This is a genomic window from Sorangium sp. So ce693, assembly GCF_051521375.1.
GTDB lineage: Bacteria > Myxococcota_A > Polyangia > Polyangiales > Polyangiaceae > Sorangium > Sorangium atrum.
In genome coordinates this window covers 3559364-3582515 of the sequence record NZ_CP150347.1, presented here as the reverse complement: position 1 = coordinate 3582515, position 23152 = coordinate 3559364, and the positions used below count along the sequence as shown (strand labels likewise).

Annotated in this window: 10 protein-coding genes; 8 read left to right on the top strand and 2 right to left on the bottom strand. The window is 73.4% G+C overall.

From position 1 onward, the window contains the following. The first annotated feature begins 11 nt into the window (after positions 1-11). The 7 genes from sbnB (at position 12) to WMF14_RS13695 (ending at position 20061) form a co-directional block, all read left to right on the top strand. The gene (gene sbnB, locus WMF14_RS13725; RefSeq protein ID WP_437801418.1) at positions 12-1001 is read left to right on the top strand and encodes a 2,3-diaminopropionate biosynthesis protein SbnB; all 990 of its coding nucleotides are present in this window, start codon (positions 12-14) and stop codon (positions 999-1001) included. A gap of 46 nt (positions 1002-1047) precedes the next feature. Further along, positions 1048-13566 (top strand): amino acid adenylation domain-containing protein, encoded by a 12519-nt coding sequence (locus tag WMF14_RS13720; RefSeq protein WP_437801417.1) that lies wholly within the window; start codon positions 1048-1050, stop codon positions 13564-13566. A 106-nt stretch (positions 13567-13672) separates the two neighbouring features. Then, positions 13673-14263: a cysteine hydrolase family protein gene (locus tag WMF14_RS13715; protein ID WP_272103213.1), complete on the top strand. Its 591-nt coding sequence runs from the start codon at positions 13673-13675 to the stop codon at positions 14261-14263. 87 nt (positions 14264-14350) lie between these two features. After that, positions 14351-15379 carry a hydrogenase expression/formation protein HypE gene (gene hypE / locus WMF14_RS13710; RefSeq protein WP_437801416.1) on the top strand — a complete coding sequence of 343 codons (1029 nt, stop codon included), beginning with the start codon at positions 14351-14353 and terminating at the stop codon, positions 15377-15379. Then, complete coding sequence (gene hypF, locus WMF14_RS13705; RefSeq protein ID WP_437801415.1) at positions 15351-17732, top strand: carbamoyltransferase HypF; 2382 nt, start codon at positions 15351-15353, stop codon at positions 17730-17732. Before hypE ends, hypF begins: the two co-directional genes overlap by 29 nt. Then, on the top strand, positions 17729-19372 hold the full coding sequence (locus WMF14_RS13700) for a cyclic peptide export ABC transporter (RefSeq protein WP_437329110.1): 1644 nt from the start codon (positions 17729-17731) through the stop codon (positions 19370-19372). The genes hypF and WMF14_RS13700 overlap by 4 nt, the downstream gene beginning before the upstream one ends. 62 nt (positions 19373-19434) lie before the next feature. Beyond that, complete coding sequence (locus WMF14_RS13695; RefSeq protein WP_437801414.1) at positions 19435-20061, top strand: glutathione S-transferase family protein; 627 nt, start codon at positions 19435-19437, stop codon at positions 20059-20061. A 65-nt stretch (positions 20062-20126) separates the two neighbouring features. Here WMF14_RS13695 and WMF14_RS13690 read toward each other — a convergent pair whose 3' ends face one another. Further along, entirely contained in the window at positions 20127-20687 is a 561-nt protein-coding gene (locus tag WMF14_RS13690; protein WP_437801413.1) for a dihydrofolate reductase family protein, read from the bottom strand. A gap of 98 nt (positions 20688-20785) precedes the next feature. On the opposite strand from WMF14_RS13690, the gene WMF14_RS13685 reads away from it, so the two are divergent. After that, the gene (locus tag WMF14_RS13685; RefSeq protein ID WP_437801412.1) at positions 20786-21436 is read left to right on the top strand and encodes a winged helix-turn-helix transcriptional regulator; all 651 of its coding nucleotides are present in this window, start codon (positions 20786-20788) and stop codon (positions 21434-21436) included. An 83-nt stretch (positions 21437-21519) separates the two neighbouring features. Here WMF14_RS13685 and WMF14_RS13680 read toward each other — a convergent pair whose 3' ends face one another. After that, entirely contained in the window at positions 21520-23088 is a 1569-nt protein-coding gene (locus tag WMF14_RS13680) for a serine/threonine-protein kinase (RefSeq protein ID WP_437801411.1), read from the bottom strand. Positions 23089-23152: the final 64 nt, after the last annotated feature.

Below are 23152 nucleotides of genomic sequence, written 5' to 3'. Positions count from 1 at the left end.
TGCGCTTTGGTGTGGTATCTGGCAATGTCATCCGCCGCCTCATCGAGGAGAGCCCCGAGGAGTGCGTCAAGGCGGTCGAGGACGTGTACCTCGCAGGCCACCGGGGAGAGGTGGTCTGTCCCAACAGCTATTTCCTCCGCTTCCCCGACCGACCGGACGCGCGCATCATCGCGCTTCCAGCCCACCTCGGCGGTGGTGAGCCCGTGTCTGGGATCAAGTGGATCGCCAGCTATCCGGCGAACATCCGGCAAGGCATCCCCCGGGCGTCGGCGGTGATCGTCCTCAACCGGGCGGACAACGGCTATCCGTTCGCGTGCCTCGAGGGCTCGATCATCTCGGCGGCGCGCACCGCGGCGTCGGCGGTCTCGGCCGCGGCGGCGCTCTCCGGGGGGCGGCGCGCGGGCACGCTCGGCATCGTCGGGACGGGGCTCATCGCGCGGTACGTGGTGTCCTTCCTGTCGCGCCTCGGCTGGGAGATCCCGGAGGTGCTCCTGTTCGACACGAACCCCGCGGAGCCGGAGCGGTTCCGCGAGGTCGCCTTCGCGCCGGAGCGGCGCCGCGACGTCCATGTGGCGAAGGACCTGGAGTCGGTGGTGCGGCGGAGCGATCTCCTCGTCTTCACGACCTCGGCCGCCACGCCGCACGTCCACGATCCGGGCTGGTTCTCGCACGCTCCGGTGGTGCTGCACCTGTCCCTGCGCGACCTGTCGCCGCGCGTCGTCCTCTCCTCGTTCAACGTGGTGGACAGCGTCGAGCACGTGATGAGCGCCGGGACGTCGCTGCACCTCGCAGAGCAGGAGTCCGGCGGGCGCGAGTTCGTCACGGGGACGCTCGCCCAGGTGCTCCTCGGGCAGCGCGCGGCGCCGCGGACGAAGCCGATCGTGTTCTCGCCGTTCGGCATGGGGACGCTCGACCTCGCCGTGGCGAGGTGGGCTTACGCGCGCGCCGAGGCGGCGGGCGACGTGGTGTGGATCGACGACTTCTTCGACATGACGCGCTGACGCCAGGCGGGCTTCGCAGAGGGCGACAGGGCGCTGGAGAGCTTCGATGAACGGTGATGTGTTGTTGGGCGATCTGGATCGCTGCGAGACCCTCGTGGATCTCCTCCGGCTGCGCGCGGAGGCCCAGGGCGACGCCCTCGCCTTCCGGTTCCTGACCACCGGAGACGTGGACGGCGGCTCCGAGGAGTGGACGTATCGGGATCTCCACCTCCGCGCGATGGGCATCGCCGCGTCGCTGCAGGCGGCGGGGGCCGCCGCGGACCGCGCGCTGCTCCTCTACGCGCCCGGGCTCGACTTCATCGCGGCGTTCATGGGCTGCGTCTACGCCGGGGTCGTCGCCGTCCCGACGTACCCGCCGAACCCGGCGCAGCTGGATCGCACCCTGCCCCGCCTCCGCGCGATCGCCCGCGACGCCGGCGCGAGGTTCGTGCTGACGACCGGGCTGATCGCCTCCCTCTCGGAGGCCCTGCGAGCGCAGGCGCCCGAGCTCTCGGAGCTCCGCTGGATCGCGACGGACGCGCTCGAGCCCGGGGCGGCCTCGGCGTGGCGCGCGCCGGACATCTCGGGGGAGACGCTCGCGTTCCTCCAGTACACGTCGGGCTCCACAGGGCACCCCAAGGGGGTGATGGTGAGCCACGCGAACGTGATCGCCAACGAGCGCGCCATCCGCGCCGGCTTCGAGCACGACGCGGGCTCGTCGGGCGTGGGGTGGCTGCCGCTCTTCCACGACATGGGGCTCATCGGGAACGTGCTGCAGCCGATCTTCGTCGGCTTTCCGTGCACGCACATGTCGCCGCTCGCCTTCCTGGAGAGGCCGCTCCGGTGGCTCAAGGCGATCTCCCATTTCCGCGCCACGACGAGCGGCGGGCCGAACTTCGCGTACGACCTCTGCGCGCGCAAGGCGACCCGCGAGGATCTGGCGGCGCTCGACCTCCGCTCGTGGACGGTGGCGTTCAACGGCGCGGAGCCGATCCGCGCCGAGACGCTGGACCGGTTCGCGGCGGCGTTCGCGCCCTGCGGCTTCCGCCGGGAGGCGTTCTACCCGTGCTACGGGCTCGCGGAGGCGACGCTGTTCGCCTCCGGGGGCCTCCGCGACGCGCAGCCCGCCTGCGTGAGCGTCGACGCCGGCGCGCTCGCGCGAGGGGTCTCGCTCCCGGTGGAGCCGGCCGCCGCGGGGGCGCGGCGGCTCGTGTCGTCCGGGGCGCCCCGGGCGCGCGTCGCCGTCGTGTCGCCGGAGCGCGGAGAGCGCGTCGCGGACGGGCAGATCGGCGAGATCTGGATCGCCGGCCCGAGCGTCGCGGGGGGGTACTGGGGCCGCGCCGAGGAGACGGCGCGCGCGTTCGGCGCGCGGCTCCAGGGCGACGGCGAGGCGTCGTACCTGCGGACGGGGGATCTCGGCTTCCTCTCGGGAGGCGAGCTGTTCGTCACCGGGCGCATCAAGGACCTCATCGTCATCCGGGGGCGAAACCTGTACCCCGACGACATCGAGCGGACGGTGGAGGCCGCGCACCCGCGCGTTCGCCCGGGCTGCTGCGCGGCGTTCTCGATCGAGGTCGGCGGTGAAGAGCGGCTCGGCGTCGCGGCCGAGCTCGACGGCCGCGGCGGCGACCCGCCGCCGGACGTCGTGGAGGCGCTGCGATCGGCGGTCGCAAGGGAGCACGACGTGCAGCCGCACGCGGTGCTGCTGCTCCGCCCCCGGACCCTGCCGAAGACGTCGAGCGGCAAGGTCCAGCGGCACGCGTGCGCCCAGGGTTTCCGCGAGGGGACGCTCGAGACGCTCGCGGTGTCCGTGGCGCAGGAGGCGCCGGCGCCCGCGGGGGCCGAGGGCGCGCGCGCGGCGGCCGATACGGCGCGGGTGCTGCGCCTCGCGCTGCGCGCGGTGCCCGCCCCGGGGAGGGTGGGCCTGCTCGTCGAGGTGGTGCGCGAGGAGCTCGCCCGGCTCGCGCGGGTGGACCTCGGGAGCGTCACCCCGACCTCGAAGCTGATGGCGCTGGGGCTCGACTCGCTCGCGAGCGTCGAGCTCCAGGCGCGCTTCGAGGAGCTGCTCGGCGCCGCTGTGCCGCCGCAGCTGCTCTGGCAGGCGACGACGGTCGAGGAGCTCTCGGCGGCGCTCTCGGCGGCGGTCGACGCGCCGGCCGCCGGGCCGGCCCCCGCGCCCGCCCCGGCGGACGGCGAGCCGGCGGAGCTCTCGTCGCACCAGCTCCGCCTGTGGTTCTTCTGCCGGTTCGCTCCGGAGAGCCCGCTCTACCACGTGGTGTTCGGCGCGCGGATCGTCGGGGCGCTCGACGAGGCGCGGCTCGAGGAGAGCCTCGCGGCCGTCGTCCGCCGGCACCCGGCGCTGCGCACGGTGTTCCGCGAGATCGCCGGGGAGCCCCGGCAGATCGTGCTGCCGGAGGTGGCGGTGCCCCTCGCCCGCGTGCGGGTTGTCGACGCCGCGCGCGCGGAGGAGCGCGAGGAGCGCCTGCGCGAGCTCGCCGCGGCGTGGGGCCAGGCGCCGTTCGCGCTCGAGGAGGGGCCGCTCCTCCGGGTGTGCCTGGTCTCGCTCGGCGAGCGCCACCACGTGCTCCTCTTCGCGCAGCACCACCTCGTGACCGACGGCCGGTCGATCGAGGTGCTCGTGCGCGATCTCGCCGCGAGCTACGCCGCGCGCGGCGCCGGCCGCGCGGACGCGCCGCCGCATGCGTACGGGTACGCCGACTACGCGCGCGCGCAGCGGGCCGCGCTCGCGCGCATGGACGCGGCGCGGGCCTACTGGAAGGCGAAGATCGAGGGGCTGCCACGGCTCGAGCTGGGCGCCGAGCGCCGGCGGGCGGCGGCGTCGCCTTTCGCGGGCGGGACGGTCCGCTTCGCGCTCTCCGCGCCGCACGTCGAGGCGGCGCTCGCCGTCGCCCGCGCAGAAAACGCGACGCTCTTCGTCGCGCTGGCCTCCGTCTACGCGGCGCTGCTCCACCGCACGACCGGGCAGGAGGACCTCGGGATCGGCGTCGTCGTCGCCAACCGGAGCCGCCCCGAGCACCAGGGGATCGTCGGCTTCTTCGCGAACACGGTCGTCCTGCGCGTGGATCTCGGCGGGAGGCCGAGTTACCGCGAGCTCGTCCGCCGCGTGCGCCGGGCGATGGCGGAGGCGATGGAGCACGCCGAGCTGCCGTTCGACGAGGTCGCGCGCGCCGCGGCCCCGGCAGCGGGGCGGGACGGGGAGCGGGACGCGCTGATCCAGGCGAGCTTCGTGCTGGAGAGCGCCTCGGAGCCGCCGGCGGAGGTCGAGGGCGCGCTGTGGCGGCCCGTGCTCTGGGCCCCCGACGGGGCCGTGGAGGGCACGGCGAAGTTCGATCTGGGGCTGAGCGTGGCGCGCCTCCACGGCGAGCTCGCCGCCGCGCTGGAGTTCCGCGCGGATCGCTTCGCGCGCGACGAGATCGAGCGCATGACGGGCCACCTCGGGGAGCTCCTTCGCTCGGCCGGGGCGGAGCCGGACCGCCCGATCGACGAGCTCCGGCTGCTCCCGCCCGAGGAGGAGCGCTACCTGATCGCGGGCTGCAACGACACGGCGGCGGCCTTCCCGCGGGACGCCTGCTTCCACGATCTCTTCAGGGAGCAGGCCTCCCGGACGCCGGAGCGGATCGCCGTCGCGTGCGGCGATCAGCGGCTCTCGTACGCGGAGCTCGACAGCGCCACCGACCGCGTGGCGCGGGCGCTCTCGGCGCGCGGCGTCGGGCCCGATCGCCTGGTCGCCCTGCTGACGCGGCGCGACCTCGACTTCATGCTGCTCGCGCTCGGCGCCTTCAAGGCGGCCGGCGCGTACGTGCCGCTCGATCCCGCGCACCCGGCGCGGCGCAACGCCGACATCCTGGCGCGCGCGGGCTCCCCTCCGCTCCTCGCCGGCGCCGCGATCCCGGGCGCGCTGCTGGACGAGATCGCCGCGGCGGGCGCCGGGGCGCTCGAGGTGCTCCCGGCCGGCGCGCTGCTCGCCGGCGCCGCGGCGGAGCGCGGGGCGCTTCCGGCCGCGCGCGCGGAGCACCTCGCCTACGTCATCTTCACGTCCGGATCGACCGGCGCGCCCAAGGGCGCGATGGTCGAGCACCGGGGGATGCTCAACCACCTCTTCGCGAAGGTGCGCTCCCTCGGGATCGGGCCCGAGGACGTCGTCGCGCAGACAGCGCCCATCACCTTCGACATCTCGGTGTGGCAGCTGCTCTCCCCGCTGCTCGCGGGCGGGACGTGCCGCCTCGTGCCGGACGAGATCGCGACGGACCCCGCGCGGCTGCTCGACGCCGTGGGGGAGCTCGGCATCACCGTCCTGGAGGTCGTGCCGTCGCTCCTGCGGGGGGCGCTCGACGAGCTCGAGGCGCGCCCGGCGTGGCGGCCGCGCCTCGACGGCCTGCGGTGGCTCGTGCTCACGGGCGAGGCGCTCCCCCCCGATCTCGCGCGCAGGTGGCTCGCGCTCTACCCGCGGATCCCGCTGATGAACGCCTACGGCCCGACGGAGTGCTCGGACGACGTCGCCCAGCACGTCATCGCCGAGCCCCCGGCGGAGGACGCGGCGTACGTGCCGATCGGCAGTGCGATCCAGAACACGCAGCTCTACGTGCTGGATCGACGGCGGCAGCCCGTGCCGCTCGGCGTCGCCGGCGAGCTGTACGTGGGCGGCGACGGGGTCGGCCGGGGGTACCTCCTCGACCCGGAGCGCACGGAGGCGGCGTTCCTTCCGGATCCGTTCTCCACAGCGGCGGGGGCGCGCCTCTACCGGACGGGCGATCTGGTGCGCCGGCTGCCCGGCGGCGAGCTCGTGTTCCTGGGGCGCATCGACCACCAGATCAAGCTCCGCGGCTTCCGCATCGAGCTCGGCGAGATCGAGGCGGTCATCGCGCGGTGCGGCGGGATCCGCGACGTCGTCGTCGTCGCGCGCGAGGACGCGCCCGGGGATCCGCGGCTCGTCGCGTACGTGGTCCCCGAGGCGCCGTCCTTCGAGCCGGGCGCCCTCAAGGACCAGCTCTCGTCGCGCCTGCCGGGCTACATGATCCCGGCCGCGATCGTCGCGCTCGACGCCCTCCCGCTGAGCGCGAACGGCAAGGTGGACCGCAAGGCGCTGCCCGCGCCCGCGTGGAATGCCCCGGGCGAGCTCGCGGCGCAGACGGCGCCGCGCACCGGCCTGGAGCAGGCGATCGGCGAGGTGTGGCGCGCCGTCCTCGGCCTCGATCGGGTCGGCGTCCACGACGACTTCTTCGCGATGGGCGGGCACTCCCTCTCGGCCACGCGCGCGGCGGCCCGCCTGCGCGACGTGCTCGGCGTCGACGTCGGCGTCCGGTCGCTCTTCGAGGCGCCGACGATCGCCCGGCTCGCCGCGCACATCGAGCGGTCGACCCGCGGGGAGGCGCGCCGGGCGCAGGCGCCCCTCGCGCCGGCGGCGCGCGTCGGCGAGGAGGCGCCGCTGTCCTTCGCGCAGCAGCGGCTGTGGTTTTTGGATCAGCTCGAGCCCGAGAGCGCCACGTACAACGTGCCCGCGGCGCTCCGCCTGCGCGGCGCGCTCGACCTCACGGCGCTCGCGCGCGCGATCGCCGAGGTCGTGCGGCGGCACGAGGTGCTGCGCGCGACGATCCACGCGGTCGACGGCCGCCCCGTCCAGCGCTTCCAGGGCGCTCCGGACGCGTGGCCCCTCCCCCTCGTCGACCTCTCGGCGGTCCCCGCGCGCGATCGGGAAACAACTTTACAAAGCGACGCATCGCGAGAAGCAGCGAGGCCGTTCGACCTGGAGAAGGGGCCCCTCCTGCGCGCGACGCTCTTCCGGCTCGCGCCCGACGAGCACGTGCTGGTCGTCACCCTCCACCACATCGCCTCGGACGGGTGGTCGCTCGGCGTGCTCGCGCACGAGCTCACGGCGGCGTACGCGGCGTTCGCGAGAGATGCGGCGCCGGCGCTCCGCGCGCTGCCGGTCCAGTACGCCGACTACGCCGCGTGGCAGCGGCAGGAGCTCACGCCGGAGGTGCTGGAGGCAGAGCGGGAGATCTGGCGCCGGCGGCTCGACGGCGCGCCGCCGCTGGACCTCCCGACGGACCGCCCCCGCCCCGCGGCGCGCTCGTCGCGCGGGCGCACGCATCGGTTCGCGCTGCCGCAGGAGCTCGCCGCAGCCCTCCGGCGCCGGAGCCAGGAGCTCGGGGCCACGCTGTTCATGACGCTCCTCGCCGCCTTCGAGGCGCTGCTCCACCGGTACAGCGGCCAGCAGGACTTCTGCGTCGGCACGCCGGTGGCCGGCCGCGGTCGGACCGAGCTCGAGCCGCTCATCGGGCTGTTCGTCAACACCCTTGTCCTGCGCGCGCGGCTCGACGGCGACCCGACCTTCGCGGAGCTCGTCGGCCGCGTGAAGGCGGACGCGCTCGAGGCGTACGCCCACCAGGATCTGCCGTTCGAGGCCGTCGTCGACGCGCTCGCCGTGGAGCGGGATCTCAGCCGGAACCCGCTGTTCCAGGTGATGTTCGCGCTCCAGAACGTGCCCCCGCCCGCGCTCGCGCTGCCGGGCGTCGAGGCGTCGCCGGTCCCGCTCGACGTGGAGCGGGCGCGGTTCGATCTCACGCTCTTCCTCACCGAGTCGGGCGACGCGATCGAGGGCGCCCTCGAGTTCGATCTCGATCTGTTCGACCCCGAGACCGCCGCGCGGCTCGCGGGGCACTACGAGACGATCCTCCGCGCCGTGGCCTCGGACCCGGGGGCGCGGGTCGCCGAGCTCCCGCTCCTCACGGCGAGCGAGCGGCGCGAGCTCCTCATCGCGTGGAACGCGACGAGCGCGCCGCCGCCGCCCGCCGCGTGCCTGCACGAGCTCTTCGACGCGCAGGCGGAGGGGTCGCCCGACGCCGTGGCCGTGGCGTCCGAGGCCGGCGAGCTCACCTACCGCGAGCTCCGCCGCCGCGCCGACGCGCTCGCCCTGCGGCTGCGCGCGCTCGGCGTGCGGCCGGAGACGCGCGTGGGCCTGTGCGTGCGGCGGACGCTCGACATGGTCGTGGCCCTCTGGGCCATCTTCAAGGCCGGCGGCGTCCACGTGCCGCTCGACCCGGGCTACCCGCGGCAGCGGCTGCAGGTGATCCTGGAGGACGCCGCGGCGCACCTGCTCGTGACCGAGAGCGCGCTGTCGGGGCTCGTGCCGGCAGGGTCGGCCGAGGTGCTCCTGCTCGACGAGATCATCGCGGGCGCGGACGACGTGGAGGACGCGCAGGGCGGGGCGGGCGACGCGCTGCCGGCGGGGCGGCCGGACCAGGCGGCGTACCTCATCTACACCTCCGGCTCGACGGGCCGGCCCAAGGCCGTCGTGATCGAGCACCGCCAGGCCGTCGCGCTCGCGTGGTGGGCCAGGCGAACGTTCTCGGATCACGAGCTCGCGGGCGTGCTCGCGTCCACGTCCACGTGCTTCGATCTCTCGGTCTTCGAGCTCGTCGTCCCGCTCTGCTGGGGCGGCAAGATCGTCCTCGCCGACGACGCGCTCGCGCTGCCCGCGCACCAGCGCCGCGACGAGGTCACGCTCGTCAACACGGTGCCCTCCGCCGCGGCGGCGCTCCTCGCGGTGTCGGGCATCCCCGGGTCGGTGCGGACCGTGTGCCTCGCCGGCGAGCCGCTCCGCGCTTCGCTCGCGCGCGACGTGCTCGCGCTGCCGCACGTCGCGCGGCTCCTGAACCTCTACGGCCCCAGCGAGACCACAACGTACTCGACAGGCACGACCGTGACCGCCGCGGCGCGCCCGACGATCGGCAGGCCCATCGACCACACCCAGGTCTACGTGCTCGACGCGCGGCTGCAGCCGGTGCCCGTCGGCGTCGCCGGGGAGCTCTACATCGCCGGCGCGGGCGTCGCGCGCGGCTACCTGGGGCGCGACGAGCTGACGGCCGAGCGGTTCGTCCCCTGCCCGCTCGAGGAGGCCCGCGGCGCGCGGATGTACCGCACCGGCGACCGCGCGCGCTGGCTCGCGAGCGGCGAGCTCGAGTACCTCGGGCGGCTCGATCATCAGGTGAAGATCCGCGGCTTCCGCGTCGAGCCGGCGGAGACCGAGGCCGCGCTCGCCGCGCACCCGGACGTGCGCGAGGCGCTCGTGCTTGCGCGGGACGACGGCCCCTCGGGCCGCTGGCTCGTCGCCTACCTCCTCGTCCGGCGGCCGGTGGACGCGCAGGCGCTGCGGGCGCTCGTCGCCGAGCGGCTGCCGGAGCCGTTCGTCCCGTCCGCCTTCGTCGAGCTCGACGCCTGGCCGCTCAACGCCAACGGCAAGGTGGACAGGAAGGCGCTCCCGGCGCCCAGCCGCCCGGAGATCGCGCCGGAGATCGCGGGCGAGGCGCGGCGCGCGCCGGCGACGCCGACCGAGCAGGCCCTCGCGGGCGTCTGGGGCGAGGTGCTCGGCCGCGGCGGCATCGGGACGGCCGACGACTTCTTCGCGCTCGGAGGGCACTCCCTCCTCGCGGTCCAGGTGATCGCGCGCGCGCGGCGGCTGTTCGGCGTCGATCTGCCGCTGCGCGCCGCCTTCGACGCGCCGACGATCGCGGCCCTCGCCGAGCGCATCGATCGGGCGAGGCTGGACGGGCGCCGCGGCGCGCCCGAGCCGCTCCGCCCGGCGCCCCGCGGGGGCGACGCGCCGCTGTCCCACGCCCAGCAGCGCCTCTGGTTCATCGAGGCGCTCCAGCCGGGCACGGCGGTCTACAACATGCCGATCGGGGTCCTGCTCCGCGGGCCGCTCGACCGCGCCGCCCTAGAGCGGAGCCTCGATCGGCTGGTCGCGCGCCACGAGGCGCTGCGCACCCGGATCGAGGCGCGCGACGGCCAGCCGTTCCAGGTCGTGCTCCCCGAGGCGCGCCTCGAGCTGCGGCTCGTCGACCTGTCCGCCGTCCCCCGGCACGAGCGGGACCGGGCGGCGCAGCGCGCCGCGGAGGAGGAGGCGCGGCGGCCGTTCGATCTCGCCTCGGGCCTGCCGATCCGCGCGGCGCTGATCCGCCTCTCCGACGAGGCGCACGTGCTGCTCGTCACGGCGCACCACATCGCCTGCGACGGCGGCTCGATCCCCGTCCTGTTCCGCGACCTGTCCGCCTTCTACGAGGCCGCGCGGGCTGGCCACGCGCCGGATCTGCCGCCCCTCCAGGTGCAGTACGCCGACGTCGCGATCTGGCAGCGCGCCCAGGCCGACGCATGGCGGGGGCAGCTCGAGTACTGGAAGCGGCAGCTGTCCGACCTGGAGCCGCTCGATCTCCCCACCGACAGGCCGCGCGGCAGCGCCCTCTCCCACCGCGGCGACACCGTCCCGGTGAGCCTGCCCGCGCCGCTCGTCGAGGCCCTCCGCTCGCTCGGCAGGCGCGAGGGCGCGACGATGTTCATGGTGCTCCTCGCCGGCTTCGTCGCCCTCCTGCACCGCTACACGGGCCGCGCCGGCGTGGCCGTCGGCTCGCCGGTCAGCGGCCGCACGCAGGTCGAGATGGAGCCGCTCGTCGGCTTCTTCGTGAACCTGCTCGTCCTGCGCGTCCGCGTCGACGACGACCCCACGTTCGTCGAGCTCGTGCGGCGGGTCCGGCAGGCGACGCTCGAGGCCCAGGAGCACCAGGACGTCCCGTTCGAGCAGGTCGTCGACGCCCTTCAGGTCAAGCGCGACCTCGGCCGCACCCCGCTCTTCCAGGCGGCCTTCGCGTTCCAGGGCGCGCCGGAGCGCCCGCGGAGGCTCGGCGACCTCGACGCCTCGCCGTTCGAGGTCGACACGGCGACAGCGAAGTTCGACCTCCTGCTCGCGCTCGAGGAGGACGACAAGGCCGTCTCCGGCGGCATCGAGTTCAGCGCCGACCTGTTCGACAGGGCCACGATCGAGCGCTGGCGGGGCCACCTCGAGGCCCTGCTCGCGGCGAGCGCCGCGCAGCCCGAGCTGCGCGTCGGCGACCTGCCGCTGCTCGGGCGCGACGAGCGCGACCTCGTGGTGCACGCGTTCAGCGGGGGCCGATCGGCGCAGCCCGCCCCGGAGGCCGCGTGCGCGCACCGCCTGTTCGAGGCGCAGGCCAGGGAGGCGCCCGGGCGGGCCGCGCTCCTCTTCGAGGGGGCGACGGTGAGCTACGGCGAGCTCGACCGCCGGGCCAACCAGCTCGCGCACCACCTCCGCGCCCGCGGCGTGCGGCGCGGCGCGCTGGTCGGCGTGTGCCTGCCGCGCTCGCCCAACATGATCGTCGCGCTCCTCGCGGTGCTCAAGGCCGGCGGCGCGTACGTGCCGCTCGACCCGACCTACCCGCGCGATCGGCTCGCCTTCATGATCGAGGACGCGCGCCCCGCGCTGCTCATCGCCGAGCCGGAGCTCCTCGCCGCGCTGCCCGCGGCGCTGCCGCCTGTCGTGCGGCTCGGGGAGAGCGAGCCCGCCTTTCCGCACGAGCGGAGCGACGCCCCCGACGCCGGGTCGCTCCCCGAGGACCTCGCGTACGTCATCTACACGTCCGGCTCGACCGGGCGCCCGAAGGGGGTGCTCATCGAGCACCGCTCGCTCTCCGCGTTCGCCGTTGCGCAGCGCAAGCTGCTCGGCGTCGAGCCGGGGACCCGCGTCCTCCAGTTCACCCGGCTGAGCTTCGACGTCTCCGTGATGGAGATCTTCGTGCCGCTCTCCGCGGGCGGCGTCGTGTGCCTCGCGCGCGCCGAGGCGCTGATGCCCGGGCCCGGGCTCGTCGACCTCCTGCGCGAGCAGCGGATCCAGGTGGCGTCGCTGACCCCCTCGGCGCTCATGGCGGTCGGCTTCGACACGCTCCCGGACCTGCGCGTGCTGTGCGTTGCCGGCGAGGTGTGCCCCGCGGAGCTGCCGCGGCGGTGGGCGCGCGGCCGGCGGTTCGTCAACGGATACGGCCCCACCGAGGCGACGGTGCTCGCGACCGCGGCCGAATACGCGCCCGACGTCGCGCGGCCCACGATCGGCCGCCCGCTGCCGAACACGCAGACGTACGTGCTCGACCCGCGGGGCCAGCCGGCGCCCGTCGGCATCCCCGGCGAGCTCCACATCGGCGGGATCGGCCTCGCGCGGGGCTACCTGAACCGCGACGACCTCACCGCGACGCGCTTCGTGCGCGCGGCGTTCCCCGAGGCGCAGGGGGCGCGGCTCTACCGCACGGGCGATCTCGTGCGGTGGCTGCCGAGCGGCGAGATCGACTTCCTCGGCCGGCTCGACGAGCAGGTCAAGATCCGGGGCTTCCGGATCGAGCTCGGCGAGATCGAGGCGGTGCTCGCGTCGCACCCCGACGTGACCGAGGCGGCGGTGGTCACCCGGGAGCACGCCCCGGGCGACGTGCGGCTCGCGGCCTTCTTCATCCCGCGCGGCGGGCGCGTCGCGGCGAGCGACGCGCTGCGCGGGTACCTGTCCGATCGGCTGCCCGACTACATGGTCCCGCCGGTCATCGCGCCGGTCGAGCGGTGGCCGCAGACCCCGAGCGGCAAGATCGATCGCCGGGCGCTCGCCGCCTCCGTGCCCGCGGCGCTCGCGGCGCTCGCGGGCGGAGCGCGCGTCCCGCCGAGGACCGGGCTCGAGCTCGAGCTCTGCGCGCTGTTCGAGGAGCTCCTCGGCGAGGGCGGCGTCGGCGTGACCGACGACTTCTTCTCGCTCGGCGGGCACTCGCTGCTCGCGGTGCGGCTCATGGCCGAGATCCGCGGGCGCTTCGGCCGCGATCTGCCGCTCACCAGCCTGTTCCGCGCGCCGACCGTGGAGGGCCTCGCGGCGCTCCTGCGCGAGGATCGGGGAGCGCCGCGGGGCCGCGCCTCCGTCGTCGTCCCGCTCCACGAAGGGGGCGCCCGCGCGCCGCTCTTCTTCGTTCACCCCATCGGCGGCAACGTCCTCTGCTACGCGGATCTCGCGCGCGAGCTCGGGCGGGATCGGCCCTTCTACGGCATCCAGGCGTTCGGGCTGGAGACCCCCCCGCGTCCGCTCGCCAGCGTCGGTGAGATGGCCGAGGCGTACTGCGAGGAGCTCCGCCGCGTCCAGCCCGAGGGGCCGTACCTGCTCGGCGGCTGGTCGATGGGCGGCGTGGTGGCGTTCGAGATGGCGCGCGTCCTCGAGCGCGGCGGGCGCAGCGTGGCCGCCGTCGTCCTCGTGGACGCGTACCTCCCCCCGTTCGACGAGCCCGGCGACGATCTCCCGCCGATCGCTCAGTTCGCCGCGGATCTCGCGCGGATCGCGGGCGCGCCGGCCGCCGCGGCGCTCGCCGGGCCGGACGGCGGCGCGGCCGACGCCGCGTGGCTGCTAGCGCGCGCGCAGGAGCTCGGTGCGCTGCCCCGCGGGACGACGCTCGGCGAGCTGGAGGCCCTGCTCGACGCCTTCCAGCGGAACGCGGCGCTGCTCGCGCGCTACGCCCCCGGCGAGGTCTCGGCCCGCGTGGAGCTCTTCCGCGCCGAGGCCTCGCCGCGCAGGGATCCGCGCCCCGCGTGGGCGAAGTGGGCCCCCGGCCTGCGGAGCCACGTCGCGGCCGGCGACCACTACACGCTGCTCCGAAAGCCGCACGTCGGCGCGCTCGCCGAGCGCATCCGGGCCGCGCTGCTCGAGGCGGACCCCGGCGCCCCGCGCGAAGGCGCCGGAGCCGCCCGGCCGCCGGGGTGATCGGCGCTCGCGCCGCCGCGCTTCGCCGCCCTGCCACGCTCGTTGCCAGGCAAGGGCCTTTGACTGACTCGTCTCGAATCCATCAACCGAATCCAAGAGGATCATCATGCCCAACATCGCAGTGCTCACCAACGACCTTCAGTACGAGTTCATCGACAAGATGCCGGGAGGTCGCGAGCTCCTCTCCAGGGTGGCGCCGCAGTTCAACATGTTCCTCGGCGCCATCCGCGCCCTGGGGCACGTCGTCGTCCACCTCCAGCTCATCAACGATCCGGCCGATCCGCAGATCCAGCGCCGCTTCCGCGGGAAGGACATCCCGGCGATCAAGGGCACGCCCAACGCCGAGCTGATCAAGGACTTCGTCCATCCGTCCGACATCGTGATGGTCAAGCACCGCGACAGCGGGTTCTACGAGACGCCACTCGACGACAAGCTGAAGGAGCTCGGCGTCAAGACGATCCTCGTCACGGGCATCCAGACCCAGATCTGCGTGCAGACCACGGCGGCGGACGGCTTCTTCCGCGGGTACAAGGTGTGGGTCCCCGAGGATGGCGTGTTCTCCCTCAAGGAGGAGGACAAGAAGCGCTCCCTCGAGTGGATGGCGTCGTACTGCGCGGCGATCGCCCCCGGCGCGGAGATCATCAAGCGCCTGCGCCAGAGCGACGACCTGCCGAGCCGGGAAGAGCTGCTCGGCTGACACGGCACGACGAGGCCGCAGAGCCGGGCGGCCTCGTCTCTTTCACCACCTCACCGCAGCTCTGCGGTGCCAACGCTGGAGCCTCACATGACGAAAGAACACGCGAAAGAGAACGAAGAGGTCGTCCTCGACCACGGGACGGGCGCCCGCCTGAGCCGGGAGCTCGTCGAGCGGATCGCCGCGACGCTCGGCGACACGTACATCGGCGCGATGGAGGACAGCGCGATCCTGGAGGTGCCCACCGGCCGGATCGCCGTCACCACGGACTCGTTCGTGGTCACGCCGCTGTTCTTCGGCAACGGCGATATCGGCAAGGTCGCCGTCTGCGGCACCGTCAACGATCTCGCGGTCAGCGGCGCGAGGCCCCTCTACCTGACCCTGGGCCTCATCATCGAGGCGGGCTTCCCGATCCCCTTGCTCGTCCGAGCCCTCGAGTCGGCGCGCGACGCGGCGAGGGAGGCCGGCGTGAAGATCGTCGCCGGCGACACCAAGGTCGTCGGCAAGGGCGAGGCCGACCGGCTCTTCATGAACACGGCCGGCGTGGGCGTCTTCGAGCGCCCGCCGCTCGTGAGCCGCGCCGTGCGGCCGGGGCACAAGATCATCGTGAGCGGGTATCTCGGCAACCACTCGATCCACCTGCTCTCCGTGCGCGAGGGGCTCGGCTTCGAGAAGCGGGTGCAGAGCGACTGCGCGCCGCTCAACGGGCTCATCGACGCGGTCCTCAAGGGCGTGCCCCAGGGCGCCGTGGCGGCCATCCGCGACGTGACGCGCGGCGGCCTGTGCGCCGTCCTCCACGAGTTCGCCCGCGCGTCGGGCGCCGAGCTCTCCTTCGCGCGCGCGGCGCTGCCCGTGCTGCCGGAGGCGGTCATGGCGGCCGACATGCTCGGCATCAACCTCATCCACCTCGCCAACGAGGGGTGCCTCTGCCTGTTCGTGGAGGCGGACAAGGCGGGTGACGTGCTCGGGATCCTCCGCGCGCACCCCTACGGCCGCAACGCGGCGGTCATCGGGGAGGTCAAGGCCGCGACGGAGCCCGTCGTGTCCATGACCGAGCCCGATGGGACTCAAACCCTGCTCGAGGAGCTTTATGGAGCCGAACTCCCCCGACTCTGCTGACGCGCGGCCGGTGATCGTGACCCGCCGATTCCGGGTCTCGGGCATCGTCCAGGGCGTCGGCTTCCGGCCCTTCGTGCACCGGCTCGCCCGCGCCGTCGGGGCGCGCGGCTGGGTCCTCAACGACTCCCGCGGCGTGCTGCTCGAGCTGCAGGCCGGCGACGAGGCGATCCAGGCGTTCCTGCGCGCGCTCGTCGAGTCGCCGCCGCCGCTCGCCCGGATCACGGGCGTCCGTGAGGAAGCGCTCGCCGAGCCCGCCCCTCGATACGACGACTTCCAGATCCGCGGCAGCGTGGATCTGCGCAGCACCGACACGCTCATCCCGCCCGACTCGGACGTCTGCGCCGAGTGCCTACGGGAGCTCAGGGACCCTTCGAACCGCCGTCACCGCTACCCGTTCATCAACTGCACGCATTGCGGGCCGCGCTACTCGATCATCTGCGACATGCCGTACGACCGGCCGCAGACCACGATGAAGAGCTTCCCGATGTGCCCCGCGTGCGCGCACGAGTACGAGGACATCGAGGATCGGCGCTACCACGCGCAGCCGAACGCGTGCCCCGGGTGCGGCCCCCGGCTCACGCTCACCGATCGGCTCGGCGCGCCGATCGAGGCGGAGGACGCGGTGCGCTTCGCCATCGAGCGGCTCCGCGAGGGCGCGCTCTTCGCTGTGAAGAGCCTCGGCGGCTTCCACCTCGTCGCGGACGCGCGCAACGAGGCGGCGGTGCGGGAGCTCCGCCGGCGCAAGCGCCGCGACGCCAAGCCGTTCGCGATCATGGTGGCCGACGCCGAGGCCGCGAGCCGCCATGTCTCGCTCAGCGACCCGGAGCGGGCGCTGCTCGAGAGCCGGCAGCGCCCCATCGTGCTCCTGCGCAGGCGGCCAGGCGCCCTGTCCGAGGCGATCGCCCCGAGGAACCCGAGCTTCGGCGTCATGCTGCCCTCGACGCCGCTGCACTACCTCCTGCTCGAGGACCCGGCGCTCGACGTCCTCGTCATGACGAGCGGGAACCTCTCCGGACACCCCATCGCGTTCGACAACGACACGGCGCTCTCGCAGCTGCGCGACATCGCGGATTACTTCGTCCTGCACGACCGCGATATCCGGACACGCGTCGACGACTCCGTCGTCCGGCTCACGGAGGCGGAGGGGCTCGACGCGCCACTCGTCTCGTTCATCCGCCGCTCGCGCGGCTATGCGCCGTATCCGATCCACCTCCCGCAGGACGTCGGTGCGGTCGTCGCCCTCGGCGGCGAGCTGAAGACCACCGTCGCCGTCGGCAAGGACAACCAGGTCTTCATCAGCCAGCACATCGGCGATCTCAAGAACGACGCGACGTTCGGCGCCCACATCGACTGTTCGTCGCACGTCCAGCGGCTCCTGTCCGTGCAGACGGACACGGTCGCTTGCGATATGCACCCGGCGTTCCGCTCCACGCGGGCGGCGAAGCGCCAGGCTGGCGCGGAGGTCGCGACGGTGCAGCACCACCACGCCCACATGGCCGCCTGCATGGCCGAGAACGGGCTGAACGAGCGGGTGATCGGCGTCATCTTCGACGGCTCCGGCTACGGCCTCGACGACAGCATCTGGGGCGGCGAGTTCCTGGTCGGCGACTACCGTGAATTCGTGCGCGCCGGCCACCTCCGGCCGATGTACCTCCTCGGCGGCGACAAGGCGGTCAAGGAGCCCATCCGCGTCGCGATCTCGCTGCTCGTGGAGACGTTCGGGGAAGAGCTCGGCGGGATCCGCGTCCCGGCGCTCATGGACGTCGCGGAGGAGCGCCGCGACGTCTTCGTGAAGATGGCGCAGCGGAGGCTGAACGCGACGGCCACGACGAGCATGGGCCGGCTGTTCGACGGCGTGTCCTCGCTCCTCCGCATCTGCCACGAGGTCGAGTACGAGGCGCAGGCCGCCATCGAGATGGAGGCGCTGCTCGACAGGGACTTCGGGACGGCGCCGCCGCTCCAGTACGGGATAGACGAGCGGGACGGCCGCCTCGTGGTCGATTACCGGCCCCTCGTCCGGGATCTCCTGCGCGCCCTCGACGAGCCGGACGCCACGCCCGCGCACCTCAGCCGCCGGTTCCACTCGACGATCGTGGACGTGATCGCGGCGGTGTGCCTGCGCCTGGCGGACAAGTTCGACGTGCGCCGCGTGGTCATGAGCGGCGGAGTCTTCATGAACGAGTTCGTCCTGATCAACGCGCTCCGACGCCTGAAGAGCGAGGGGCTCACCCCGTATTGCCACCGGCTGGTCCCGCCGAACGACGGCGGGATATCGCTCGGCCAGATCCTCGTCGCGGCCGCCCGCGGCCCGTCGGCGCGAGGAGAGCGCCCCACCACCACCGAGCATCCATGAAGCTCCTCGCGTTCGTCGCCGGCTACTCCCGGCGGATCCTCGTCCTCGCGATCCTCGCGGGGGCGCTCTGCGGCGCCTGCAACACGGCGCTCCTCGTGCTGATCAACGAGGCGCTGCAGCGCAAGCGCGGCGCGGTGATGTGGAGCTTCGCCGCTGTGTGCCTGCTGCTCCCGTTCGCCCGCTACCACTCGGAGATCCTGCTCACGCGCCTCAGCCAGGGGGCGCTCTTCGATCTCCGGGTGAAGATCTGCCGGAAGATCCTCGGCGCGCCCCTCCGTCAGATCGAGGAGATCGGCCCGTCACGGGCGCTGACCGCGCTCACGGACGACGTCCCCGTGATCACCACCGCGCTGATGCAGATCCCGATCGTCTGCATCAACCTGGTCATCGTGGTCGGAGGCCTGCTCTACATGGGGTGGATGTCTCCTGTCATGCTGGCCTCGGTGCTGGCGCTCATCGTCCTTGGGATCGTCGGGTATCAGCTCCCGATGAGCCGGGCGACACGGCACTTCCGCCGCGCGCGCGAGGCCACCGAGGAGCTGATGAAGACCTTCCGCGCGCTCACGCGCGGCGTGAAGGAGCTGAAGCTCCACGCGCGGCGCCGCGAGGCGTTCCTCGCGACGTCGCTCGAGGGAGAGGCCGGCGTCGTCCAGGCGAGCAACCTGCGCGGCATGGTCGCGCTCACCGCCGCGAACGGGTGGGGACAGGGGATGGTGTTCACCATCATCGGCGTGACGCTCTTCGTCGTGCCGCTCTTCCAGGAGGCGAGCTCCGAGGCGTCGATCGGCTACGCCCTCGTCCTCCTCTACCTGATGACGCCCATGCAGGTCCTCATCGGCGCGCTCCCGGCCCTGAGCCGCGCGGGCATCGCCGTGCAGAAGGTCGAGGACCTCGGCGCGAGCCTCAGGGTCGAGGCGAGCGGGGCAGAGGCAGGGGCCCCGCTCCCCGAGCGGTGGAAGCGGCTGGAGCTCGCCGGGGTCACGCATGCCTACAGGTCCGAGGGAAAGGACGACACCTTCACGCTGGGCCCCATCCACCTCAGCGTGCGGCGCGGCGAGCTGATCTTCCTCGTCGGAGGCAACGGCAGCGGCAAGACGACCCTCGCGAAGCTGATCGCGGGCCTTTACGCGCCCGAGTCGGGCCAGATCCGGCTCGACGGCGAGGCGATCACCGACAGGAACCGGCAGGCGTACCGGGAGCTCTTCTCGGTGGTGTTCTTCGATTTTCACCTGTTCGAGAGCCTGATCGGGCTCGACTCTCCCGAGCTCACCCAGCGCGCGCGGGGTTACCTCTCTCGCCTCCAGCTCGACCACAAGGTCTCTGTCGAGGGGGGTGTCCTCTCCACGACGTCGCTGTCGCAGGGGCAGAGAAAGCGCCTTGCGCTGCTCACGGCCTACCTGGAAGACCGGCCGGTCTACCTGTTCGACGAGTGGGCGGCGGACCAGGATCCGGTGTTCAAGGACGTCTTCTACCGCCAGATCCTCCCGGAGCTCAGGGCCAGCGGCAAGACGATCCTCGTCATCAGCCACGACGACAAGTACTTCGGGCTGGCGGATCGCGTCCTCAAGATGGACTTCGGTCAGCTCGTGGGCGACGCACAGGTTACCGTGAGATCGGACGAGACATACGCCAGCGCCTGAGTTAGAAACCCGCGCGTTCGTCGTCCGACGGCGAGCCGACGGGAGGTGTCATGGAACCGCTGGTGCTGTATCTTGGTACGAGGACGTATTCGACCTGGTCGCTCCGCGCCTGGCTTGCGCTGAAGCACACCGGCGCTTCGTTCACGGAGGAGGTCATCGCCCTTTACCAGCCGGGGTCGCGCGAAGCGCTCCTCCGGCGCTCCCCCTCGGGGCGCGTGCCGGCGCTGCGGCACGGCGACCTTGTCCTCTGGGACTCCCTCGCGATCTGCGAGTATGTCGCCGAGCTCTTCCCCGAGGCGCGGCTGTGGCCGGGCGATCGTGCGGCGCGCGCGCTCGCCCGGTCGGTGTCGAGCGAGATGCACTCCGGGTTCACGGCGCTCCGCAACGCGATGTCCATGGATCTGCGCCGGGAGATCGCCCCGATCGCGCGCGACGCCGCGGTGGACGCGGACATCGACCGTGTGACGTCGATCTGGACCGAGTGCCGGCGGGCCCATGGCCAGAAGGGGGAGTACCTCTTCGGGCATTTCACGATCGCCGATGCCATGTTCGCGCCGGTGGTCACGCGCTTCCGCACGTACGCCGTCCCGCTCGCGGGCGCCGCGGCAGCGTACGCCGAGACGATGTGGCAGCACCCTGGCCTCGCGGCGTGGGTCGCGGCTGCACAGACGGAGTCGCTGGCCGGCTAGCTGCTCCGCCCGGTTCAAGGACGGTGCCGGCTGGAGAGGCCGCAGCGCGCCTCCGTCAGGCCCTGTCACACAGTCGCTTCGTACCAGAGCACGACGTTCCCGTTGCTGAAGCTGCGCGTCTTCTTCAGCCGGAGGTCCGCCCTCTCCTTGACCCCCTCGAACAGCGTCCTTCCGCTGCCGAGGACGAGCGCGTTCACCACGATCTGGTACTCGTCGACCAGGCGCGCGTCGGTCAGCTGGGAGACGATGCTGCCGCTCCCCATCACGACCATGTTCGGCCCGGGCTCCGCCTTCAGCTTGCGCACCTCTGTCGCGAGATCGCCCTTGATGAGCCGCGTGTTGTTCCACGACGCGCTGTCGAGAGATCTCGAGAAGACGACCTTCGGCAGGCTGTTCATCCGCTCGGCAACGGCGGGGGCCGCCTCGAGCGCCGCGCGGGTGGGCCAGAAGCTCGCCATGAGCTCGTAGGTGACCCGCCCGAACACGAGCTCTCCTCCGCCGCGCGCGTTCTCCTCGGTGAACGCGCGCCACTCCTCGTCCGCTTTATGTGCCCAGCTCATGTCGCCGTGGCCGTCCGAGAAATAGCCGTCCAGCGAGATCTGGTTGAAGACGGTGAGCTTGCGCATGCTGTTCCTCCTGATGTCCGCTTCTGCGTTAGTCCTATTCTAGGATCATTTGGTCCTCTTTCGCAAGTGATGCGCACGTGCTGTAGGATGCGGCCGCCATGACCGGTCTGAGAAGCTACGGGGATCCCTGCGGCATCGCGCGAGCGCTCGATCTCGTCGGCGAGCGGTGGGCGCTCCTCATCGTGCGTGAGCTCCTGCTCGGTCCGAAGCGGTTCACGGACCTCCGCGACGGCCTGGCCGGCGCGAGCCCCAACGTGCTGTCGCAGCGCCTCCGCGAGCTCGAGGGCGGCGGCGTCGTGCGGCGGCACAAGGTCGGCGCGCCGACCTACGAGCTCACGGACTGGGGCCGCGAGCTCCATCCGCTGCTCGTGCAGCTCGGCCGCTGGGGCGCGCGATCGCCCGTCCGGCCCGCGGGCGCCCTGAGCGTCGATGCGCTGATGATCGCGCTCGAGGCGACGTTCGTCGCGGGCGAGGCCGCCGATCTCCGCGCGACCTACGAGCTAAGGCTCGGCGAAGAGCGGTTCTCGATCGAGGTCGATCGCGCGACCATCACCATCACGCGAGGCGCTCCGCGCACGCCTGACGCCGTGATCGCGACCGACCCAGCCACGTTGCGGGCCGTCGTCTTCGGGGACCAGAAGCTCGCGGAGGCGCCGGTCGAGATCCAGGGCGACAGGCGCCTGGCTCGAGCGTTCTTTCGCCTCTTCGCTCGGCCGCGGTCGACCCCTGGCAGCGCGCCCGCTGGATGACGGGCCGGCCCAACGATCACGGCGCACCGAGGCCCCCGCGGGGATTCACCAGGTGGCGCCGAGGTGCCCTTCGCGGTCGACGCTCAGAAGATCGCGCTCTTCCCCGCGCCTGCGTCGGTCGTCCGCTTTCGTGAGGGCGCCTTGCCGGTGCTCACCGGCGCGCCGGACGCGCGTCCGGGGCGCGCCGCGGTCGGCCGCGGCGCGGGCACAGGAGGAGCCGAGACGGGGCGCGCCGCCGCTGACCGCGCCGTGGACGCCGGAGACATCGAGACGGGGCGCGCCGCGGCTGAAAGCGGTGCAGGCTCCGGAGGCGCCGGCACGGGGGACGGCGCTGTCGCGGGCACGGCCGCGGGAACCGTCGAGGTCGTGCCCGCCCGGGGCGCCGCGGGCGCCTGCGCCACGAGAGCGCCGCGGCTGGCGGCGAGCACCTCGCCGCTCATCGCCCGCAGCCCGGCGGCGGCTTCCAGGCGCTGCGCGGGCAGCGCGGTGGTGAGCGAGAGCCCCAGCCCGAGCGCCACGACGACACCAGCCGCAGCGAGGTGCAGCCGCGTCCGCCGCGCCGGCGCGGCGGGCGCGGGCGCGGTCGCCGCCTCCGAAGCGCCGACCGCGGCAACGAAGGCGGAGATCATCGGCGAGATCGAGGGGAATCGCTCCGCCGGATCGAGCGCGAAGGCGCGCGCGAACCACGTCTCCAGCTCCGGCGGCGCGCCGGGGCACAGCGTCGACAGCGGGGGGCGCGCGCCCTGGAGGATGGAAGAGAGCACATCGGCGATGGTGCGGCCGGCGAACGGCTGCTGGCCGGTGAGCGCCACGTGCGCGACCACAGCGAGGGCCCACATGTCGAGGTGCGGGTCCGCGTGCCCGTCGCACGTGTGCTCCGGGCTGAGGTAGCCCGGCGTGCCCAGCACCACGCCCTCCGCGGTCTGGCGGGGGAAGTCGGCCGCCAGATCCTGGCGGATCCACTTGGCGATCCCGAAGTCGGCGACCTTGGCCCGCTGGCGCCCGTCGCGCCCCTCGCGGAGCAGGATGTTCGACGGCTTGATGTCGCGGTGCACGATCCCGAGGCCGTGCGCCACCGAGAGCGCCTCTCCGATCTGACGGAGGAGCGCGGCCAGCTCGGCCGCGGGCACCGGCCCGCGCTCGTGGATCAGCTGCCGGAGGGACCGGCCGCGCACGTACTCCATGACGAGGTACGGGCCTGCCTCGGCGTCCTCGCCGGCGTCGTGCACGGTGACGATGAAGTCGGTCTTCCGCCCGAGCTGGGCCGCGACCTGCGCCTCGAAGCGGAAGCGCTCCATCGCGTCGATGGCCAGGTTCTGGCGCGGGAGCACCAGGAACTTGAGCGCAACATCGAAGCGCCGGACGCTGTCGTGCGCGCACCACACCTCGCCCATCGCGCCCTGGCCGAGCGGATGCACGAGCCGGTACCGCCCCGCCACGACGCGGCCCGGAAGGAGCGCGGCGCGCGCCTCGTCCCGCCCTGCGCCGCCCGGAGCAGGTGGACCGAGCGGCGCAGGCTGCCCGCCCAGCGTCGTGGCGTCGCGCGCGGCGTCTCTCGCCGAGGAATCGGGCGGTCGACCGAGGGAGGGCGGCTGCAGCACGCCGGTGATCTTCGTGCCGCCACCGTTTCCCGGACCGGTCGATGCGTCCATGGGACAACGACCTGAGGAGAGGGGTGACGACATGCCCTCAGCGTATCGCGAATGCCGATGCCTT

Bases quoted from the DNA above. Each gene is read 5' to 3' on its own strand.
- WMF14_RS13720 (WP_437801417.1), top strand. From the start codon at position 1,048: ATGAACGGTGATGTGTTGTTGGGCGATCTGGATCGCTGCGAGACCCTC.
- WMF14_RS13715 (WP_272103213.1), top strand. From the start codon at position 13,673: ATGCCCAACATCGCAGTGCTCACCAACGACCTTCAGTACGAGTTCATC.
- hypE (WP_437801416.1), top strand. From the start codon at position 14,351: ATGACGAAAGAACACGCGAAAGAGAACGAAGAGGTCGTCCTCGACCAC.
- hypF (WP_437801415.1), top strand. From the start codon at position 15,351: ATGGAGCCGAACTCCCCCGACTCTGCTGACGCGCGGCCGGTGATCGTG.
- WMF14_RS13700 (WP_437329110.1), top strand. From the start codon at position 17,729: ATGAAGCTCCTCGCGTTCGTCGCCGGCTACTCCCGGCGGATCCTCGTC.
- WMF14_RS13690 (WP_437801413.1), bottom strand. From the start codon at position 20,687: ATGCGCAAGCTCACCGTCTTCAACCAGATCTCGCTGGACGGCTATTTC.
- WMF14_RS13685 (WP_437801412.1), top strand. From the start codon at position 20,786: ATGACCGGTCTGAGAAGCTACGGGGATCCCTGCGGCATCGCGCGAGCG.
- WMF14_RS13680 (WP_437801411.1), bottom strand. From the start codon at position 23,088: ATGGACGCATCGACCGGTCCGGGAAACGGTGGCGGCACGAAGATCACC.